The following is a 14,230-nucleotide window of genomic DNA, read 5'->3' as shown; positions in this document are numbered from 1 at the left end:
AAGTTTGCGCGAGGCGGCGTGACTTCGCGGCCAGGGTCCATTATGATCCCCGGAGCGACCGAGTCGCGCCGGCACGACGCGGGCGGCCGTGGCCCGCAGGAGTCGTGGGATGGAGAGTGACGCCGAAAGCCGTGCGTCGGAAGCCGCGGGGGCCTCGTCGACCGAGCCCCGATATGATTGCATCGTGATCAGCGACCTGCACCTGGGGAGCATGGTCTGCCAGGCGAAGCTGCTGGAGGAGTTCCTGATCTGGGCGTGCGATCATTGCCGCGTGCTCGTGATCAACGGCGACATCTTCGACGACCTCAACTTCAAGCGGCTGACGAAGCGTCACTTCGCCTGCCTGAAGGTCATTCGCCGGAATTCCGACCGCCCGGACATGCGGGTCATCTGGGTCCGCGGCAATCACGACGGCCCGGCGGACATCGTGGGCCACATCGTCGGCGTGGAGATCCTCGACGAGTCCGTCTTCGACAACGGCCAGATCCGGCTGCTGATCCTCCACGGCGACCAGTTCGACACGATCACGACCGGTTTTCCGCTGCTGACCGAGATCGCCTGCGGTCTCTTCTACTACATCCAGAAGGTCGCGCCCCACCGCACGGCGCGGTGGATCCGGAGGATCAGCAAGCGATTCCAGCGGAACAGCCAGGTCATCGAGCGCCGCGCCTCCGAGTATGCCGCCAGTCGGGGCTTCCGCTACGTGACCTGCGGCCATACCCATCTGCCCCTGGAATCTCGCCGGGACGGCATCCTCTACATCAATAGCGGGACCTGGACCGAGGCCCCCCCCTGCCCGTTCGTCACCGTGCTCGGTCGGGAGATCCGGCTCCAGTACTGGCCGCTGGCGACGGAGACCGTCGACAACCCTTCGGAGCGGCTCTCCGCGGGCGAGGCGGAGCTTCCGCCGTCTGGGGCGTCGCCGCTGCCGGCGCTGGGGTGAGACGAGGATCGTCGGCCGCCCGCCCGGTCGGTCTCCGCGGCCCGGAACTTGCGATCGGTCCCCCCGGCTCGTCCGTCTCGACGCGCCGTCGGATTGGGCGACCACTGTCGCTCCGGAACGAGGGTCCCCACCATGGACAAGACGCGGATCGAGCGAGATTCGATGGGCGAGGTCCCGGTGCCCGTTGAGGCCTATTACGGGGCCCAGACGGCGCGAGCGGCCCGGAATTTCCAGGTCAGCGACCTGAGGTTCCCGAGGGAGTTCATCCGGGCGATCGGCCTGATCAAGAAATCGGCCGCCGTGGTCAACCTCGACCTGGGCCTGATCCGGCCGGACCTGGCCGCGGCGATCGCGGCGGCGGCGAACTCGGTCGCGGAGGGGGCCCACGACGACCAGTTCATCCTGGACGTCTTCCAGACCGGCAGCGGCACGTCCACCAACATGAACGCCAACGAGGTGATCGCCGGGATCGCCAATGAGGCCCTGACTGGTCGTCGCGGGGGGCGATCGCCGGTCCACCCGAATGACGCGGTGAACCTTGGTCAATCGTCGAATGACGTCATCCCGACCGCCATCCATATCGCCGCGCTCGACGGCTGGACCCGTCGGCTGATCCCCGCGATCGGGAATCTTCGCGACGCGCTCGGAGAGCGGGCTCGGGCGTTCGATGGGATCGTGAAGATAGGCCGGACGCACCTCCAGGACGCCGTGCCGATCCGGCTGGGACAGGAGTTCTCCGGGTACGAGGCCCAGATGACGCAGGCCGTTCGCCGGCTGCAGGGGTGTGTTGAGCCGCTCTCCGAGCTCGCCATCGGCGGGACCGCCGTGGGGACGGGGATCAACTCGCACCCCGAGTTCGGAGAACGAATGGTCTCTGCCCTGGCCGGGGAAACCGGGCTCCCGCTTCGGATGGCTCCCAATCACTTCGAGGCGATGGCCCAGCGCGATGCCGCGGTCGAGGCGTCGGGGACGCTTCGGACCGTGGCCGTCAGCCTCTCGATCCTGGCCAACAACCTCCGCTGGCTCGCGTCCGGTCCCCGCTGCGGGATCGGCGAGATCCGGATCCCGGAGCTCCAGCCGGGGAGCTCGATCATGCCCGGCAAGGTGAATCCGGTGATCCCGGAGTGCGTCCTCATGGTCGGGGCCCAGGTCGTGGGAAACGACGCCACGATTGCGTGGGCGAATTCATTGGGCTCGTCCTTTCAGCTCAACGTGATGATGCCGATCATCGCCTACAACCTGCTCCAGTCGATCGGCCTGGTGGCCCGGGCGGCGGACCATCTGCGGACCCGATGCGTCGACGCAACTTCTTTTCTGGAAGGACAGAAGGTTGACGGCCCGACGCAGATCGAGGCCGATGAGGGGCGATGCCGGGAGTCGATCGAGAAAAGTCTCGCGATGTGCACGGCGCTCGCACCTCGGATTGGCTATGATCTAGCGGTGGCCATCGCCAAGAAATCCTATCATGAGGGGACGAGTGTCCGGGACGTGGCGCTCGGCCTCGTCGGCAAGGACGAGGCGAGTATCGTTAAGGAACTCGAGGCACCGGGAGCGGCCGGGTCGCTCCAGGGCCGAGGCGGCTATCCCTCGGCGGAGGAGATCGAGGCGTTGCTGGACCCGAGGAGCCAGACGAGCCCTGGGGCCGTTGCATCGGGAGGTGGGTCGGGATGAGCGAGCTGGACCAGACCGGGGAAGAACCGAACGGCGTGACCACGGAGGGCGCGATCCGCGAGCCGGCCGCTCCCGTCGTGGTCATCCAGTATCGGACGCGAGGACTACCATGGTTCTTCGTCCTTCCGCTGTTCATCCTCCTCCCGCTGGGAGCGGTCCTCCTCTATCACCGGGTCGCGGTCCGCACCCGGGGATACGATGTCCCGCCGGCGGCCGCGGCGTCCTCGAGTCGCGACGCCTCCCGAGTTATCCTCCTGCCCGAGGAGAAGCCGCGTGAGGCCCAGCCCTTCGAGCTTCCCCTGGCCCTGAATACGCAGCCGATCGCCCCCCTGCCCGTTCCCCTGCCGGGAGGACCGGATGCGTCGCTGCCCGGATCGCTGGGGTTCCTGGGCTCGGCCTCGAGCGAGATTCCGGCCCCCATCCAGCCGTCGCCAGCGACTCCGACTCCGGCTCCAGTTCCGGCTCTCGATCCCCCCGCCGCGGCGCCGGCCGGGCCTCCCGCCGCGGCGCCGGTCGAGGCGCCGGCCGAGGCTCCGGCGACGCCCGCGCCGGCCGCCCCGCGGCCGCCCCTGGCGATCGGATTCTCGGTCCCTGCTCCGAAGGGGGAGACTCCGGGGGAGTCGCCACCCCCGTCGGACCCGGCCGCGGAGCGGGCCGCGGCGACCCAGCCGCCGCCGGCACCGACGCGGGAGCAGCTCGCCGAGGACCTTCGGGATGAGGCCGCGGAGCGGCGAGCGGACATGGCTCGGATGAAGTCCGTGAAGGCCAGGGCGAAGGACGAGATCGCCGCGGAGACCCGCGGACGCGTGGAGGAGGATCGCAAGGAGTTCCGCTCCGAGCTGAAGACGATCCTCCAGGCCGGCGCGCCCGACATGGGGGGCCAGATCGACGCCCTTTGCGACCGGTTCGGCCGCCAGTACTCTCCCGAGCTTCGAGCTCGCGTGCTCTACTTCCTGAGCCATTCCGGCGCCCGGATGAGCCGGGAGGCCAGGGCCCGGCTGATCCGCTCCCTGGGCGTCCCCGAGCCGGCCGTCCTCGACTTCCTGGCCAATGAGCTGGACCACTCGCTGAACACCAGGAACGGCCCTCGCGACCGCGATAACGTCCGGATCCAGGCGGCGAAGCAGCTCCTGACGATCAGGCTGGAAGACATGCCGGCGCCTCCTCCCACGCCCCACTGGCCGACACGAAGCGGGCAGTCGGCCTCGTTCCCTCGCGACGGCGGCACTGGATTTAGGTCCGCGCGACGAACACAATAGTGACGGCCGGTCGTCGGCGGTCCACACGTTCAGCGGGCCAGGCTTCTCACCCCACGGGGCATCCCAATGCCGTCCATCCGCACCCTCGCCATGCTCACCACCATCTCGCTCCTCCTTTGGGGGGCCGGGCCCGCGAGGTCGGACGGCGGCGGCGCACCCGCAAGTCCGGCGTCCGGGGCGAAGGACGGCGTCAAGCTGCTGGCGGAGGGAGACAAGCTCGCCGACCAGGGCAAGCCGGCCGACGCGGTCGTCCGCTACAAGAGCGGCTTCGAGCAGATCCTGCCCGCGCTGCGGCACATCCCGTTCAAGAGCGAGGTGAAGCGAGACGTCACCAAGCGGGAAGCCATGAAGGAGATGCTCCTCAAGGAATTCGAGGAGGACATGACTCCGGCGGAATTCCGCACCAACGAGCTGGCGATGAAGGCCTTCGGCATGATCCCTCGATCCATGGACATGAAGGCCCTGATCGTCCAGGTCTACTCCGAGGAGGTCGCCGCCTTCTACGATCCGAAGACCAAGACGATGCACCTCATCGAGGAGCCGGAGTCCGTCAAGAAGGCCCAGCCGACGTTCCTCGAGAAGCTCTTCGGCAAGCGCGGCGGCTTCGACAAGGACGAGAACAAGACGGTGATCGCCCACGAGCTGACCCACGCGCTGGCCGACCAGCATTACGACCTGGAGCACCTCCACAAGGTCGCCCGGCACGACGACGACCGAGCGCTGGCGGTCTCGGCGCTCATCGAGGGTGAGGCGACCCTGGCGATGGTCGGCGCCCAGATGGAGGACTGGGATGGCTCGAAGATCGTCAAGCTGCCGGCGGCGGACCTGGACCGGAGCATGGGCTTCCTGGGGCCGCTCATGTCGATGATAGGGGGCGGCAAGTCGCTCAAATCGGCGCCGGCGATCATCTCCGAATCGATGATCTTCCCGTACCTCCGCGGCATGGTCTTCTGCGCCTGGCTGGCGAACAAGGGGGGCTGGCAGGCGATCGACGAGGCGTATCGGAACCCGCCGGTCTCCACCGAGCAGATCCTCCATCCCGACAAGTTCATCGGAACTCCCGACCTGCCGACCATGATCGACCTGGGGGCCCTCAACGCCGGAGCCCCCTGGAAGGAAGTCGGCCGCAATGTCCTGGGCGAGCTCCAGACCGCGATCATGCTCGGCCGGCAAGGTTCGAAGGCCGCGGCCGGCTGGGACGGAGACCGCTACGCGATCTTCGAGGGGCCAGGCGACAAGCTCGGACTGGTCTGGTTCTCCACCTGGGACAGCCCGGAAGAGGCCCGGGAGTTCGCCGAGGCTTACGCCCGCTACCAGACGAAGAGGGAAGGCAAGAAGGGCTTCCAGCCCGAGACCATCCCGGCCTCGCTCTGGCGATGCCAGGACGACGTCTGCCAGGTGGTCGAACGCCGGGGCCCTGACGTGGTCGTCGTCGAGGGGTTCCCCCCAGTCGCGACCGGGGGCCTGGTCGAGGCGGCGTTCCGGGCCACCAAGACGGAATTCCGCAATCCCGGGGCCGCTCCCGGACCCGCGAAAGAGGCCGCCCCGCCGAAGCCTTGATCCATCGGCGACCGGGATGACGCCTATTCTCCTGGTTCCTCTCGCACTTGACCCTTCGCCGCCCGAGTTCAGGGGTGTTACCCATGGGGCTGTTACTCGGTAGTCGGGGCCGGTTCGTGCTCATCACCGGCCTGTCCTGGGCGTGCAGTCTTGCCGCCCCGGCGATCGCGCAGGATCCGTTTCGGCCGCCCGCCGAGGCTTCGGCCCCGGCCAAGCCCGGGGAAACTGATGCCCCGGAGAAGTCCGACGCCGCAAAGCCGGCCGCCGACGGCAAGGCCGGCACAAAGAGCCCCTCCGCGAGGTCCGGCGAGCCGGAGCGCGTCATCAAGACCAACGAGGAATGGCGGAAGCTCCTCAATGCGGACGAGTTCATGGTCACCCGCCTGAAGGCCACCGAGCCCGCCTTTTCGGGGAAGTACGCGACCGGGCACTTCAAGGGGACGTTCGATTGCGTCTGCTGCGGGGCGCCCCTCTTCGAATCCGCCCACAAATTTGACTCCGGCACGGGCTGGCCCAGCTTCTTTCGGCCCGCCAGCGAGAAGGCACTCGAGACAGCGATGGACTACAGCGAGCCGTCCGAGGCCCGCGTGGAAGTCACCTGCCGACGATGTGGCGCCCACCTCGGCCACGTCTTCCAGGACGGCCCGCCCCCCACGGGGCTCCGGTACTGCATCAACTCCCTGTCCCTCAAGCTCGACGCCGAGAAGACGGCCAAACCCGCGACCCAGGGAGCGAGTCGCAAGGGCGGCCGGCCGGCCGCCACGGCACGCCGCGGCAGGGCGACGACCGGCAGAGACGCGAGCGAGGAAAACAATGCCGGCTCGAAGTCAGACGTGAAGCCGACGTCCCGGCAGCCTCGCTTCTGAGCCGGCCGGCTCAGCCAACTGGAGTGGAGGATTGCGGCCCTACGTGGGTGCCGATCCAATCGATGAGGTCCCTCGCGTAGCGGGAGGGGTCGGCCTCGAACTCGAGCGTGTGGTGGGCTTCCGGGTATTCGATTACCGTGCGGTCCGTGGCCGCCAGCCGGTTGAAATAGCGGACTGTCCGGGCGTTGTCGACGATTCGGTCCTGTCCGGCGAGCATGAGCAGCACGGGCTGCCGGATACTCCGGGGCGCCCGGCGGACTCGCCGATCGATGAAGAAGCTGGTGGCCATCAGCCCGGCGGTCCCCTCGCGCAGGCCGAGCGGGTCCGACGCGATGAAGGCCTGGGCTGCCGGGTTCGCCGTGAAGAGCGCCGGGTCGGATAGTGGGATCGGGAACTTCCGGTGCCGATCGGTGACCATCGCGGCCGCGATCCGGAGCTTCTCTCCCAGGGAGACGCCGATCCGCGGGAGCAGGCCCGGGCAGATCAGTGCCAGGCCGTCCACGAGCTCGGGGTGCTTGGCGGCGACGATCAGGGCGAGCTTGCCTCCCCAGCTAATGCCCCCCATCGTCACGGGGATCCCGGGGGCCTCGGACCGGAGCACCCGCAGCCATTCCGCGAGGTCGGCGACGAGCCTCCGGGCCGACGGCGCATGGCCCCGGTCCGCCGTGTTCGGGCCGGAACCGCGGCGGTCCGGGAAGCTCGCATGGTAGCCGGCCGCGGCCAGGGTGGAACCGAGGGCTCCGTACCAGCCCGAATGGCTCTGGACGCCGTGCAGGACCACGACGTGGCCCCGGGCGACGCCCGAGGCGGGCCAGGCTCCCACGTGCACGTCGTAGCCGTCCGACGTCCGGAGCGATCGGTGGAGCATCCCCGAATCAGTCATAGGCCAGCTCCCGACGCTCGGTCGCCATGGCGTCGACGGCCTCGGGATCGATCGAGATGCCCAGGCCGGGGCCCGCCAGCGGCTTCGCCCGGCCGCCGAAACCGAACGTGATGTCTTCCCGCGAGACGTTCTCCCTCAGGATGTGGCGGTCGTACGAGCCTTCCACCCAGCTTATCCCGTCCACCCGGCCCGCGACGTGCCGACCGGCCGCGGAGAGGATGGCCGTCTCCCCCGGGTGGCAGCCAAGCTGGAGGCCCAGGCCGGATCGATGGGCCAGGGCGATGATCCGGAGCGACGGCAGGATCCCGCCGCACTTCGAGAGGCGGACGTTGAGGATGTCGCCGGTGCCCTCGCGGAGCGTCCGCTCGGCGTCGGGATAGCCGCAGAGCGATTCGTCGAGCATCACGGGCATGCCGAGCTTCGGCCGCAGCTCCGCCAGGCTGCCGACCTCGGCGTGCGGGACGGGCTGCTCCAGGGCGGCGATCGCGTACCGTCGCAGCGGTTGCGTCCGCTCGATCAGCTCGGCGGGTTTCCATGCCTCGTTGGCGTCGATTCGGAGTTCTACCTTGCCTCCCAGGATGCGGCGGATCCAGGCGAGCCTGCGGGCGTCGTCCTGGCCCTCGACGCCGACCTTGGTCTTCACGTCGCGAAACCCGTAGACCCGGAACTTGATCGCCGAGCGGATCTCCTTGCGGAACGAGTCGGCCGTGATCGCCCCCCCGTAGCGGACGCCGCGGACGGTCGCGTAACGTCGCAGTCCGGAGAACTCGGCGAGCTCAACCGCCCTGCCAATAGGCTCGCCGAATGCCCGCCCGTAGGCATCCAGGAGGGCAATCTCGAGCGCGCAGCGCGCGGCGTTTCCCGCCATGCCGCGAGGATCGGCCTCATTCTCGGGGAGGCGAATCGAGCCGATGGTCCGGACGGCTCCCGCGAAATCCGCGGGCTCGCCCACGATCCGCGCCCAGTCGTGGCGGGCGAGCGACTCGAACGTGGATTCGATGGTCTCACCCGTGACATACGGCCTCGGCACCCCCTCGCCGTGGCCGAGGGTCCCGCCGGCCAGCTCCACGCGGACGACCAGATTCTCGCTCGACGTCCGCGTATGCGACGCGTGCTTGATCTCCCGCTTCAGGGGGACGGCCAGGCGAAGCAGCGTGATGCGGCGGATCCGCGGCCCGGACTTCGTCGATGTTCTACCGTGAGCCGGATCTGGCATCGCTCAATTCACGTTCATCTTGAGGAGACGGCGGGTGCGATCCCGGATTTTCAGCCGTCTCTCGGCGAGGACGGCGAAGTCGTTCCTCTCCACGAGGTCGTCCATCCGTCCAGATCGTCCGAGCGTTGGGCCCACGGTCAACTGCTTCATGGCTCGGTCTCTCCCAGGCGAGGCTCTCCGCCAGGCGGCCGCTCGTGGCCGCTTCCGCGGCCCGCATCGATGGGCACGGAGTCAATCGATGGGCGGTGAGGTTCGGAGGATCGGGCTCGTCGCATGCGCCGAAAGAACAGTCTACCGAAGCGCATGAAAACCGGCCAAGGGAGTTATACCCGGTCACGCTCCGCAACGTCATCTGAATCCAGGGCATGCCGCGATGGCAACGTCCGGCCGGTCGCCACCGGCTGAGTCTACTCGAGGAACAGCCAGAGGCCGATCGCCGCCAGGATCAGCCCGCTGACCGCGCCCATCGCAGCCTCCCACCGTTGGGCCTTCCGCGAGAGCACGAGCGACGATCGCAGTCGCGCCGCGCCCAGGCCGACGGCGACGAGCACCGCGGCCATCCCGATGCTGAAGGCGATCACGAGCAGGAGGCCCAGCCCCAGCTTCCCGATCGCCGCGGCGAGGACGACCAGGCCGACGGCGTCCCAGCACGGGACGAGCCCCCCGGCCAGTCCCAGGCCGATCAGCCCGAGCCACGAGGGAGGGGTCGGGGGGGCCACCGGCTCGCGGTGAGTGTGATCCGATCGACCTCCCAACGATCGACCAAGCCGATAAAGTCCTGCGGCGGCGATGATGAAGCCGCCCACCTGGGCGAGCGACCGGTGAAGGCCGGCCACCTGCGTTGCACCGGTCCACCAGAGCACCGCGGCGATGGCCAGGACGCTGCCGGTGTGCGCGGCCGTGGTGATCAGCCCGAGCAAGGCCGGCTGCAACCACGACGCCCCAGGGCCAATCGCCACGGCCGTGACCATCGTCTTGCCGTGGCCGGGCTGGATGGCATGGATCGCCCCGAGCGCGACGGCCATCGCGAGCAGGCCGGAAAGCGACGACGAGGCGGCGTCGTCCAGCAGCTCGGTCAGACGGAGGCCCGCGCCCCGCGCGGCCGGCGCCGCGACTTCCCCGGTTCGCCCGGAGCTAGGGGCGGGCTCGGGAAGGTCGGTCGCGGCCGTGACCGGAGTCGAAGGAGGAGGCTCGCCCGGGAACCGAATGTCCACCGCGACTCGTTTCGTCCGCCGTTCCTGCTCGTCGTCGAGCTGCCAGACGGGGCGAATCGGGATGTCCCGGACATCCGGCGCCAGGTCATCGCCTTCGACGACCGCCCCGTCGGTCCCGCGGATGGCGAATCGGCTGGTCCCCTCGCTCGAGGCATAGTTCGTATCCGTAACCACAAGTCGACCGACCCGTGGCAAGTCGGCCGCGAGATGGAACGTGTACCTCGGATGCTCCTCGACTACGAGGTCGAAGCGGCCGCAGGTCAGCGTCACCTCGAGGCCGGCCGATTCGACGAGGAAGCCCCGCGCGTTGAGCGGCCCGGTCACCTCGCCATATCGCCTCAGCCACTCCGCTCGATCGCCGGCGGAGGTCGAGCCGATGAGTCGGCGGAGATCCTGGGTGAGCGTCAGCTCCGTCAGGCTGACCTCGTAATCGATCTCGAGCCGACCGGGGCGCACCGTGGCCTGGATGGAACGGTCCACCCGCTGGTTCGGGATGTCGTGGGCGAGGGATTCCACGACGACGAGGAACAAAGCGATCAGGGCCGCGGGGACGTGGACCCACGGAAGGACGATACCAGTGCCGGTCCGCATCTCAGTTCGAATAGTACTTCTGGATCGCCTTGCTGACGACGTAGATCACGACGCTCTTGCTGACCGGCTTGGCCAGGACGCAGAACGCGTTCTCGGAGAGGGCCCGGCGAAGCAGGTTGTCGTCGCGGTCGGCGGAGAGGAGGATGGCCGGGATGATGCCCTTCATCTGGCGGACGATGGCGATCGTCTCCAGCCCGGAGAGGCGCGGCAGGTGCATGTCCATCAGGGCTAGGTGCACCTGGTGGTCCCTGACGATGTCGATGGCCTCCTCGCCACTCTCCGCGAGGAAGGTCCGGTATCCTTCCGGCTCGAAGACGTCGCGCAACGTTTCGCGAGCGGTCGGATCGTCGTCGGTGATCAGGATCGAGTAGGGCTGCCCCGACACCATGGGAACCAAGCTCACTCAGATGGTGGGGTTGGAATCATCGGCAGGCCGCGTTTCTTCGCGAGACCCGCATCCGTGACATTCTCCTGCGTGCTACGCCCTGGTCCGCCTGGGTTGTGGAAGGGGCTAGCGACGGCTCCGACGCGGTTCTCTATGCAACCGCCGAGCCGAATCCGCCGTGATTCCGGCTCGAGCTCCGTAACTCACTATCAAGCTTAGGACTACGGGACGATTTTGGGAAGTAATCAGGCCGGGATTCCGTTCCGATTCTCGAACTCATCGCCACTTTGGCAGTCATCTCGTGGTGGTCGATCCTGTTTTGTCGGCGGGGCGGTTGGCGTTGCCGCCGGCCAGCCGTGAAAACAGCCCCTTGGCCTCGCCCCATCGCTTGTCGGGGTCGAACGCCTCGGCGCGGGCCAGGTCCGCGGGATTCTCCCTGAGATTCCGATAGGTGTATTTCTCGATGAGCTCACCCGAGTCCGCCTTCTGGGCGAGGACCACGGCGGGCATGAGGGTCTTCCGGTCGAGATAGACCCGCCAGATCTCGCCGGTCGGCGTGGTCCGTTCGAGCACGTGACAGGGAGCGTCGTAACCGTCCGGGGTCTCGGGCCCCTTGAGGACGAGCCTGCCGTCCCGGACAGGGACGGACGAGGAGGGATCGCCGTAGGGGAAGAGCTTGGCGAGGATCGTGTCGAAGCCGGCCTCGCTGATGGGATGCCGGCTGTTCCGGAGGGCCAGGGGGCTATCGACCGGGATGCTCATCCGGGAGAGGGGCAGGCCATTGTTGAGGTTCACATACATCATGCGTTCATCCAACGCCCGGGAGTAGAGCACCTCGCGCCCCTTGCTGGGGCCACCCACCCATTCCAGGCGGACGGCCGCGGGCTTGCGGCGGACGCTCAGGACCACGTCCTTCTCGCTCTGGAGCTGGCCCCCGACCCGTTCTTCACGCGTCAGGTTCACCTGGTAAGAGGACATCGATTCCAGGCGTTCCTTCGAGGCGTGGAGGATCTCGCGGAGCTCGTCCTTCTCGGGTGCGGACCGCGCGGGGGGATTCGACGCCACGCGGCGGGGCTTCTCCCGCGGGGCGGTCGCCTCGAGCGGGACCTCTTCCCGGGGCTCCGGATCCATGGCCGGCATCGGCTCGGGCTCGGGCTCCGGCGAGCGGGAGGGTCGCGAGGGTCGATCCTCGGACCTTGTCCAGGCCGTCTTGCGGGACGAGGCCAGGGCCGGCTGGGTCTCCTTCAGCGTCGGCAGGCTTTCGGGCGGACCGAGGGTGACGCGGACGCCGGAATCCACCGCCCGCTGCCTCGTCGGCCTGCTCCCCCGTGCGCTGGCGACCGGTCCGTCGAGCGGGGGGGCCTCGATGGGTGAGGCGGGCTCGTCTATCGGGGAGGTGGCCGCCTGACCCGGCTCGCTCGCAGGCTTCGAAGCCGGCCGCTTCGCATCCGCGGCCTGGGGTTCTCGATGGGCCAGGGCGGTCTGGGCCTGGTTCGATCGCGAGGCCGCGGCGGCCGCCGCATACGTGTCCATGCCGGTGTCGAACGTCGGGCCCGGGCGATTCCAGGAGAAGGAAGGGCGTTTCCAGCCCGTCGGATCCCAGGCTGCGCAGCCGGCCTGGACGACCGCGAGGGCGACGATCGTCGCGGCTGGCAGGATCCGCAGCCGGTGGTGCTGGCGGGAGACGCGATCCATCGCAGTCCTCATGCTTCAACGCCCCCGATGGCGGGGATGTCTCGAAGCCCGATCTTCGGGACCCTCGCCGCGGACCCCCCGGGGAGGTCGCGAGGCGAGAAAACCGAAAATGGGACGTCGCCGCGGACGAGGATTCGCCCGCTTGAAAGGTCCGCTTACCACAAATGACGAGAGACGGCAAGGCGAGCTGTGCCGCGGACTCTCGGCCTATCCTCCCCGATGTTCGACCCGGAGGACCTAGCTCACGGCGGGGGATTCGATGTTGAAGTGGCTCAGGGCCTCGACATCCGGGATGAGGTGGGGCTGCTTGTATTGTTCGACGGTCCCCCCGCTCTTCGCCAGCCGCCGCCGCTGGAATTCGGCCCAGGAGCCGTCCGGGACGAGGATGGTGCGGACTGGGCCGAGTCTGAGGGAATCCCGCTTGGCGGCGTATTCGATGTTCAGCTCCCGGAGGCGGGCCTCGACCTCCGCCGCGAGCCGGCCGTCGCGATCCCCCCCCGGCAGGTCGTGCGACTCGACAAGCAGGACGTACGACGGCGGGTCGCCCCAGGCCGGGAGCAGGAGATAGGAGCGGAATCGCAGGCCGAGGGCCTGCTGGGCGGCCTGGACGGCCGAGATCACCTGGTGCTCGGAGAGCTTCTCGCCGGTGAGACTGGAGAAGTGCGCCCCCTTGTTCAGGAACTCGAGGACTGGCGCGCGGTTGTGGAAGCCCACGCACCGGACGAGATCGTGGATGTTATAGCGGTAGAGGCCGCCGGCCGTGGTAAGCACGATGAAGTAGTTCCGGCCGGGGAGGAGGTCCACCGCCGCGACCGTCTCCGGGTCGCACGCCCCCCCCTGCTCCTCCGGGATGAACTCGAAGTAGTGATGGCCGATCGCGAGGACGCCGGCCGGCGTCCCGTCCTCCACCGGGATGGTCATCCTCCCCTCGGAGGCGATCAGGCCCACGTCCCGGACGGGGGTCTCGCCGAAATACTCGGGATAACCCCGCAGGTAGGCCCTCATCGTCCCTCCCATCCAGTTCGACAGGAACTGGAGGTTGGGCCAGTAGTCCTTGGGGAGGAGACGACCGGTCCGGTCGACGATCTCCTCGAGCCTTCGGGCCGCCCGGCGACGCCGGATGGCCGTCCGGAGCCGAAGTCCCCGGCGCACCTCCGGGGGGATCTCCCACCTGGCATCGATCGTGCCGTCGTGCAGGTCTCGGATCAGGGTCTCCTTCACCCGGTCGCCGAGGCGGACGATCGCGAGGATCGTGGCGGGATTGGCGGCGATGATCGTCCCGAGGTCTCGGTAGATCGAGAACCTCAGGGCGACGTAGTACTTCGCCTCGATATCCTTGATCCGCGAGCCCGAGGCCGGCATGCAGTAGACGTAGCGCACCAGGGGTGACTGCATCGAGGCGGTCAGCCCCGTGATGGCGCCGCACGGGATCCCGCCGGGCGTGAACGACTCTCGCCAGTCGCTGGCGATCTGGAGGATCGGCCTCAGGCCATCCTGGATCATCGCCGAGTGGGCGTCGAAGGCCTCGATGCCCCAGACGGTCCACCCATTGCGATAGTCCTGCAGAGACTGACTCGTCACCGGGATCGTCTTCGGGCGGTTCGTCGTCCCGGAGGTCATGGCGAACATCAGCACCCGCGTATCGCCGCCGAAGAGGGCGCGGGTATCCCCCTGGCGGACGCGGTCGATGTAGGGCTCGTGCTCGTCGTAGCCGCCAATCGGCACCCGACGGCGGAAGTCGTCCGGGGTCTGGATCTCCCCGAAGCGGTGGTCGCGGCCGAACTGGCTTTCGGCATTGCGGGCGATGAATCCCCGCAGCAGGTCGCGCTGCACGTCGCCCGCGCGGGCGGTCTGCTCGTGGAAAGTCGCGGCGAGCCTGCGGGCGCGATTGGTGAGCGGCGTGCCGATGATCCGCCGGAGGGTCGAGAGCATGGAAAAGACGGACCT

General features: G+C 68.5%; 12 protein-coding genes. 5 read left to right on the top strand and 7 right to left on the bottom strand.

Annotated elements, in window-relative coordinates:
* Positions 1-109: 109 nt before the first annotated feature.
* The 5 genes from G6O54_RS07645 (at position 110) to msrB (ending at position 6,299) form a co-directional block, all read left to right on the top strand.
* Positions 110-943, top strand: a complete 834-nt coding sequence (locus G6O54_RS07645; protein WP_165222648.1) for a UDP-2,3-diacylglucosamine diphosphatase — start codon at positions 110-112, stop codon at positions 941-943.
* A 132-nt stretch (positions 944-1,075) separates the two neighbouring features.
* Positions 1,076-2,614 (top strand): class II fumarate hydratase, encoded by a 1,539-nt coding sequence (locus G6O54_RS07640; protein ID WP_165222646.1) that lies wholly within the window; start codon positions 1,076-1,078, stop codon positions 2,612-2,614.
* The gene (locus tag G6O54_RS07635) at positions 2,611-3,873 is read left to right on the top strand and encodes a hypothetical protein (protein ID WP_165222644.1); all 1,263 of its coding nucleotides are present in this window, start codon (positions 2,611-2,613) and stop codon (positions 3,871-3,873) included. The genes G6O54_RS07640 and G6O54_RS07635 overlap by 4 nt, the downstream gene beginning before the upstream one ends.
* 66 nt (positions 3,874-3,939) lie before the next feature.
* The gene (locus G6O54_RS07630) at positions 3,940-5,433 is read left to right on the top strand and encodes a hypothetical protein (protein WP_165222642.1); all 1,494 of its coding nucleotides are present in this window, start codon (positions 3,940-3,942) and stop codon (positions 5,431-5,433) included.
* Positions 5,434-5,516: 83 nt separating this feature from the next.
* Positions 5,517-6,299 carry a peptide-methionine (R)-S-oxide reductase MsrB gene (gene msrB / locus G6O54_RS07625; RefSeq protein WP_165222640.1) on the top strand — a complete coding sequence of 261 codons (783 nt, stop codon included), beginning with the start codon at positions 5,517-5,519 and terminating at the stop codon, positions 6,297-6,299.
* Positions 6,300-6,309: 10 nt separating this feature from the next.
* On the opposite strand, the gene G6O54_RS07620 is transcribed toward msrB, so the two are convergent.
* The 7 genes from G6O54_RS07620 to G6O54_RS07590 form a co-directional block, all read right to left on the bottom strand.
* Positions 6,310-7,182 (bottom strand): alpha/beta fold hydrolase, encoded by an 873-nt coding sequence (locus G6O54_RS07620; RefSeq protein WP_250846758.1) that lies wholly within the window; start codon positions 7,180-7,182, stop codon positions 6,310-6,312.
* Entirely contained in the window at positions 7,175-8,398 is a 1,224-nt protein-coding gene (locus G6O54_RS07615; protein ID WP_165222638.1) for a dipeptide epimerase, read from the bottom strand. Before G6O54_RS07615 ends, G6O54_RS07620 begins: the two co-directional genes overlap by 8 nt.
* Before the next feature lie 3 nt (positions 8,399-8,401).
* Complete coding sequence (locus G6O54_RS07610; protein WP_165222636.1) at positions 8,402-8,548, bottom strand: hypothetical protein; 147 nt, start codon at positions 8,546-8,548, stop codon at positions 8,402-8,404.
* A gap of 257 nt (positions 8,549-8,805) precedes the next feature.
* A complete protein-coding gene (locus G6O54_RS07605) occupies positions 8,806-10,203 on the bottom strand; it encodes an ABC transporter permease (protein ID WP_165222634.1) in 1,398 nt (465 codons plus the stop codon).
* A gap of 1 nt (position 10,204) precedes the next feature.
* The gene (locus tag G6O54_RS07600) at positions 10,205-10,591 is read right to left on the bottom strand and encodes a response regulator (RefSeq protein ID WP_165222631.1); all 387 of its coding nucleotides are present in this window, start codon (positions 10,589-10,591) and stop codon (positions 10,205-10,207) included.
* A gap of 291 nt (positions 10,592-10,882) precedes the next feature.
* Positions 10,883-12,283 carry a DUF1571 domain-containing protein gene (locus tag G6O54_RS07595; RefSeq protein ID WP_165222628.1) on the bottom strand — a complete coding sequence of 467 codons (1,401 nt, stop codon included), beginning with the start codon at positions 12,281-12,283 and terminating at the stop codon, positions 10,883-10,885.
* A 237-nt stretch (positions 12,284-12,520) separates the two neighbouring features.
* A complete protein-coding gene (locus G6O54_RS07590; RefSeq protein WP_165222623.1) occupies positions 12,521-14,215 on the bottom strand; it encodes a GH3 auxin-responsive promoter family protein in 1,695 nt (564 codons plus the stop codon).
* Positions 14,216-14,230 lie beyond the last annotated feature (15 nt).

The organism is Aquisphaera insulae, from assembly GCF_011064615.1.
GTDB classification, from domain to species: domain Bacteria; phylum Planctomycetota; class Planctomycetia; order Isosphaerales; family Isosphaeraceae; genus Aquisphaera; species Aquisphaera insulae.
The sequence above is the reverse complement of the archived record's forward strand: the minus strand, read 5'-3'. Positions and strand labels throughout refer to the sequence as shown.